This is a genomic window from Streptomyces lushanensis, assembly GCF_001700515.1.
GTDB lineage: Bacteria > Actinomycetota > Actinomycetes > Streptomycetales > Streptomycetaceae > Streptomyces > Streptomyces lushanensis.
On sequence record NZ_MAUD01000391.1, the window covers coordinates 1 to 5,452 of the forward strand.

A 5,452-nucleotide genomic window follows, 5' to 3' on the forward strand; every position below is an offset into this window, starting at 1 on the left:
CGGCCGAGGAGATCGCCGCCGGAGCCGCCGGACCCAGTACGGGCGAACTGCTGGGAGCCGGGCGGCCGGTCGCCGGGGGCGGGATGCCCGGCGGTGGGCGCGGGCGTACGCGGCGCGGTACGGCCACGCTCGCCCGTGCCGGGGCCGCCGCCGTCGCCCTGTTCGGCCCCCTTGCCGTGGCCCGCGCCGCCTCGGCGGCCACCGCTGTCACCGTTGCCGCCGCCCGCCCGGAGGGAGAGGCGATAGGCGTTGGACTCACCGACCCAGTCTCCGTCGCTGCCTCGCCGCTGGACGGTCGCGGCCGTGACGATGATCTTGTTCGGTTCCGTGCCCGCGGCGAAGGCGAGCCGCGCGCGGACACTGACCGTACGGCCGGCCGGTACGGCGAGGCCCGGCGAACCGTCGTCCAGTACGCCGATGATCTCGTCCCGCTCGGTCTTCTCCAGCGGCAGCGTCCGCCAGCGTCCCTCGCCGTCGGTGATCTCCAGGGTGAGCTGGGAGACATGGAGGGCCCGGTGGCGGTCGACCAGGACAAGGACCGGGTGGATGTCCCGGCACACCTCGCCGGTGGTGTTGGTCAGATCCAGCGACCAGGTGCCCGCGGCACCGCCGGGCCGGTAGTCGTCGGGTCCGCCGTGGATATGGGTGGTGATCGGGAACTCCGGGTCGGAGACCTTGCCGCACCTCGGCTCGCGCCTGTTCGCCGGGGAGGACGCATGTGTGGGCGCGGGTGCGGGCGGGAGCGCCGTGGCCCGTGCGGAGGTGAGCACGCCTCCGGGCGGGGCGCAGGCTGCCGCCGTCGGAGCGATGATCACGGCGGCGACGGCCAGAGCGGCTGCGGTGACTCCGGTGGCGGGGGCGTGACGCAGTCGCATGGGTGGCAGGGCCTTTGCTGGTCGCGCGGCGGGCGGTCGGAGCGGGCGGGGAGGCGGTCCGGCAGTCCGACGGGTCGGGCGGGTCGGCGCGTCGGCGCGTCGGCGCGTCGGCGCGTCGGCGCGTCGGGAGGCGCTTTCCTCGTCGGTCCGGCCGCCATCAGATCCTCCGACGCTGCCATACGCCCACCGCCCGTCCCGGCTGCCACGGCCCCGGGCGGCCCGAAAATCACACGAACAACTCCGTCAGCCCAGTTCCCGTGCCCGCCGATGTCCGAAGACCGGCGCGAGGACAAGCTGCGCCGCCCCCTCGGCGACCGGATACGGGCCGCCGTCGGCCGCCGTCACCGGGACGACCGCGCCCCGGACGCGTTCGGCCACGACGGCGCCGACGCCTTGGACGAAACACTCCTCGTGCGCGGCGATCGTCCGGCCGCCGAGCAGGACGCGGTCGATGTCGAGCAGCCCGACGAGGTTCGCCGCCCCCGCGCCGAGCACCCGCGCCGCCTCGGCCGGCTCGCCACGGGCGACGGCGGCGAGACAGAGCGCCTCCACACAGCCGCGGTTGCCGCAGTCGCACGGAGGGCCGTCGAGCTGGATGACCTGATGACCGAACTCCCCGGCGCCGGTACGGGCACCGCGGTGCAGCGCGCCGCCGAGGACCAGTCCGGCGCCCAGGCCCGTACCGAGATGGAGATACGCGAAGGAGTCACCCGAACCGCGCAGCGCGAGGCCGAGCGCGGCGGCGTTGGTGTCCTTGTCGAGTACGACCGGGAGCTGAAGCCGGGCGGCGAGCGCCTCGCGCAGCGGAAAGCCCTCCCACTGCGGAAAGCCGGTGACACGTCCCGGCACTCCGGCGCGGTGGTCGAGCGGCCCCGGCATGGCGACCCCGACCCCGAGCACGTCCCGCACGCCCGGCCGGCCGTCGGCCCACGTACCGGAGACGGCGACCGCCGGCGCGCCGGGCTCCCGTCCACCGGGAACCTCCTCCGGCCACACGCCCGCAACGGCACCGGCCCCGCCGCCGGTCCGCGCGGTTCGCCGCACGTCGTGGCGCGCGTCCGCCCGTACGGATTCGGCCCGTACGGACTCAGCGGGTGCGAATCCCGGTCGTACGGACCCGGCCCGTACCGACCCGGCCCGCGGCGTCTCCGCCCGTACGGACCCAACCCGCAGCGCCTCGGCCCGTACGGCGTCCACATGAACCGCCGCGGCCTCCACCACCCGTTCCGCTCCCGCGCCGAGGTCGAGCGGAGATGTCCGTACGGCGACCGGCGCGCCGGAGAGGTCCACCAGGACCGCCGTCACCTCGTCGCGGTCGAGGTGGAGCCCGACCGCGTACGCGGCGCTCGGCACCAGCCGCAGCACGGTCCTCGGTTTGCCGCCCGTGGAGGCGCGGCGGCCGGCCTCCGTCGCCATGCCCTCCGTACGCAGTCTGGCCGTGATCTTGCTGACCGCCTGCGGGGTGAGCCCGGTCCGCTCGGCCAGTTCCAGTCGGCTGATCCCGGCGTCGCCCGCCGCGCGCAGCAGGTCGAGCACCAGCGCGGCGTTGTAACTGCGCAGCGCCGGCAGATTGGCTCCCGCACCAGCTCCGGAACCGCCTCCGGCCGTTCCTGCGGCATCCCCGTTTCTTCTCTTCACGTCCGCCATTGTCCCTTGTGGTTGCACTTTGGCAACGCCGTTGCTTAAGTGGTGCCATGACCTTGACTGGCGCCCGCACCGGCCCTCCTCTGCGTGTCGGACTCGTGGGCTACGGCCTCGCGGGCTCCGTCTTCCATGCCCCGCTGATCGCCGCCACGGACGGGCTCGTCCTCGACACCGTCGTCACCGGAAACCCGGAGCGCCGGGAGCAGGCGCGCGCGGAATTCCCGGACATACGGTTCGCGGCGTCGCCGGACGAGCTGTTGGCGCGCGCCGACGCGCTCGATCTGATCGTCATCGCCTCGCCCAACAAGACGCATGTCCCCCTCGCGAGGGCCTCTCTCGAAGCCGGACTGCCGGTCGTCGTGGACAAGCCCGTCGCGGGCACCGCCGCCGAGGCACGCGAGCTGGCCGCCCTCGCCGAGGACCGCGGACTGCTGCTCTCCGTCTTCCAGAACCGCCGCTGGGACAACGACTTCCTCACCCTCGCCCGGCTCATCGACACCGGCCGGCTGGGCGAGGTGCAGCGCTTCGAATCCCGCTTCGAGCGGTGGCGTCCCCAGCTCAAGGGCGGCTGGCGCGAGTCGGGCGCGGCCGAGGAGATCGGCGGGCTGCTCTACGACCTCGGCAGCCATGTCGTGGACCAGGCGCTGGTCCTGTTCGGCCCGGCGGAACGGGTGTACGCGGAGGTGGACGTACGCCGTCCCGGCGCCGCGGCCGACGACGACACCTTCATCGCCATCACCCACACCACCGGTGTCCGCTCCCACCTGTACGCCAGCGCCACCACCGCCCAGCTCGGCCCGCGCTTCCGGGTGCTCGGCTCGTCGGCCGGCTATGTGAAGTACGGACTCGATCCGCAGGAGGCCGACCTGCGTGAGGGCCGGCGCCCGGGGACGGACACGACCTGGGGTATGGAGCCCGAGTCGCTGTGGGGACGGATCGGCGCGGGAGAGTCGCCGCTGACAGGCGGCGGCCACCCGGTGGAGACCGAACCCGGCGACTATCCGGCCTACTACGCGGGAATCGCCACCGCACTGCGCAAGGGCATCGCGCCTCCGGTGACGGCCTACGAGGCCGCGTCGACGCTCGACGTACTGGAGGCGGCACGCCGCTCGGCCCAGGAAGGCACCACGATCACCATGGAGACGGAATCATGAGCGCCCCCGTACCCGAGCCGGAGCCCCAGCCGACTCCCGTACCACCGGAGCCGGCCCCGGAGCCCGCGCCGACTCCCGCACCCGAGCCGGACCCCGCGCCGACGGTCGCCGAGCTCGAAGCGCAGGAAGCTCGCCTGACGCTGCGTCACTTCACCCACGACGACGCCTGGGCCCTGGGCACGCTGCTGGTCGAGCTGGCACGCGAGCGGAACGCGCCGGTGGCAATCGACATCCGCCGGGGTGCCCAGCAGCTCTTCCACTACGCGCTCCCCGGCTCGTCGGCGGACAATGACGCGTGGATCGACCGCAAGCGCCGGGTCGTGGAGCGGTACGGCGCCAGCTCGTTCCTCGTCGGCACCCACTTCCGGGCCAAGGGGAGCACGTTCGAGGAGTCCTCCCGCCTCGACCCGGACCTCTACGCGGCCCACGGCGGCTCGTTCCCCCTCGCGGTGGAAGGCGTCGGCGTCATCGGGACGGTCACGGTCTCGGGCCTGCCGCAGGCCGAGGACCACGCGATGGTGGTGGAGGCGTTGGAGCGACTGCGCGGCTGAGCCGGATCCGGTGCCCGGGGCGGTGGTGCGCACCGCCCCGCCCCGGGCCTCTCACCGGCTCGTCCGACACCCCCGGCCCCGGCCCGGGCCGACGGCGGCGCTCCCACGACTCGTCCGACGGCCTCGATCCGTCCGGCGCTCCCGGCTCGTGCGACGGCCCGACTCGCCCCTCCGACGCCTCCCTGCTCGCCCGCGCCTCAGTCCGAAGGCGCTACGCGTCCTTCAACTCCTGGCGCTGGGCGCCCAGTCCCTCGATCTCCAGCTCCACCACATCGCCCGCCCGCAGATACGGCTTCGGCTCCGGCTTGCCCAGCGCCACCCCCGCCGGCGTCCCCGTGTTGATGACATCGCCCGGGTACAGCGTCATGAACTGGCTGACGTACCGCACGAGTTCGCCCACGCCGAATATCTGGTCGGCGGTCGTCCCGTTCTGCTGGAGCTCACCGTTCACCCGGAGCCGCAGCGACAGCGCCTGCGGGTCCGGCACCTCGTCGGCCGTCACCAGCCAGGGCCCCAGCGGGTTGAACGTCTCGCAGTTCTTGCCCTTGTCCCATGTGCCGCCGCGCTCTATCTGGAACTCGCGCTCGGAGACATCGTGCGAGATCGCGTACCCGCCCACATGCGCGAAGCCCTCCTCCGCCGAGTCCAGATAGCGGGCGGTCCGTCCGACGACGACCGCGAGCTCGACCTCCCAGTCGGTCTTGGTGCTGCCCCGGGGCACCAGGACGGTGTCCTCAGGTCCGACCACTGTGTCGGGCGCCTTGAAGAAGATGATCGGCTCGCTCGGTATCTCCGCGCCCGTCTCGGCCGCGTGATCATGGTAGTTCAGCCCGATGCACACTATTTTGCCGATCCGGCCGAGCGGCGGCCCGATTCGTACGCCGTCGCCGTCGAGCACGGGCAGTTCGCCGGAGGCCGCGGCCGACCTGATCCGGTCGAGCGCGGTCTCGTCGGCGAGCAGAGCCCCGTCAATGTCCGTGACCAGCGCGGACAGATCTCTCAGGGTCGTCCCGTCCTCGTCGAGCAGCGCCGGGCGCTCCGCCCCCGCCGTACCGACACGCAGCAGCTTCATCGTCTGTCTCTCCCTCTGGTCGAGCAATTGCCAAGCCGATGGGCGTGGCCATCGGGGGATTGGTTGATCCTCCAAGACATCGGATCACTCCGCAAGACCCAGTTCACACCCTGGACCTCCCGCCGGACCTCCCGGGGTCCGGCGGGAGGTCCAGGG

5 protein-coding genes are annotated in these 5,452 nt (G+C 73.2%); 2 read left to right on the top strand and 3 right to left on the bottom strand.

What is annotated here, in order from left to right:
* The coding region (locus tag BFF77_RS27185) for a hypothetical protein (protein ID WP_066954805.1) at positions 1 to 875 on the bottom strand (875 nt) is incomplete at its 3' end.
* Between the two features lie 243 nt (positions 876 to 1,118).
* Complete coding sequence (locus tag BFF77_RS27190) at positions 1,119 to 2,522, bottom strand: ROK family protein (protein WP_079125539.1); 1,404 nt, start codon at positions 2,520 to 2,522, stop codon at positions 1,119 to 1,121.
* Positions 2,523 to 2,569: 47 nt separating this feature from the next.
* Between BFF77_RS27190 and BFF77_RS27195 the strand changes: the two genes are divergently transcribed.
* Entirely contained in the window at positions 2,570 to 3,673 is a 1,104-nt protein-coding gene (locus BFF77_RS27195; RefSeq protein ID WP_066954807.1) for a Gfo/Idh/MocA family oxidoreductase, read from the top strand.
* Positions 3,670 to 4,224 (top strand): heme-degrading domain-containing protein, encoded by a 555-nt coding sequence (locus BFF77_RS27200; protein WP_079125540.1) that lies wholly within the window; start codon positions 3,670 to 3,672, stop codon positions 4,222 to 4,224. The genes BFF77_RS27195 and BFF77_RS27200 overlap by 4 nt, the downstream gene beginning before the upstream one ends.
* A 211-nt stretch (positions 4,225 to 4,435) precedes the next feature.
* On the opposite strand, the gene BFF77_RS27205 is transcribed toward BFF77_RS27200, so the two are convergent.
* Entirely contained in the window at positions 4,436 to 5,296 is an 861-nt protein-coding gene (locus tag BFF77_RS27205) for a fumarylacetoacetate hydrolase family protein (protein WP_066954810.1), read from the bottom strand.
* Between the last annotated feature and the right edge of the window lie 156 nt (positions 5,297 to 5,452).

Excerpts from the sequence above, each read along its gene's own strand:
- BFF77_RS27190 (WP_079125539.1), bottom strand. The coding sequence starts at position 2,522 with ATGGCGGACGTGAAGAGAAGAAACGGGGATGCCGCAGGAACGGCCGGA.
- BFF77_RS27195 (WP_066954807.1), top strand. The coding sequence starts at position 2,570 with ATGACCTTGACTGGCGCCCGCACCGGCCCTCCTCTGCGTGTCGGACTC.
- BFF77_RS27200 (WP_079125540.1), top strand. The coding sequence starts at position 3,670 with ATGAGCGCCCCCGTACCCGAGCCGGAGCCCCAGCCGACTCCCGTACCA.
- BFF77_RS27205 (WP_066954810.1), bottom strand. The coding sequence starts at position 5,296 with ATGAAGCTGCTGCGTGTCGGTACGGCGGGGGCGGAGCGCCCGGCGCTG.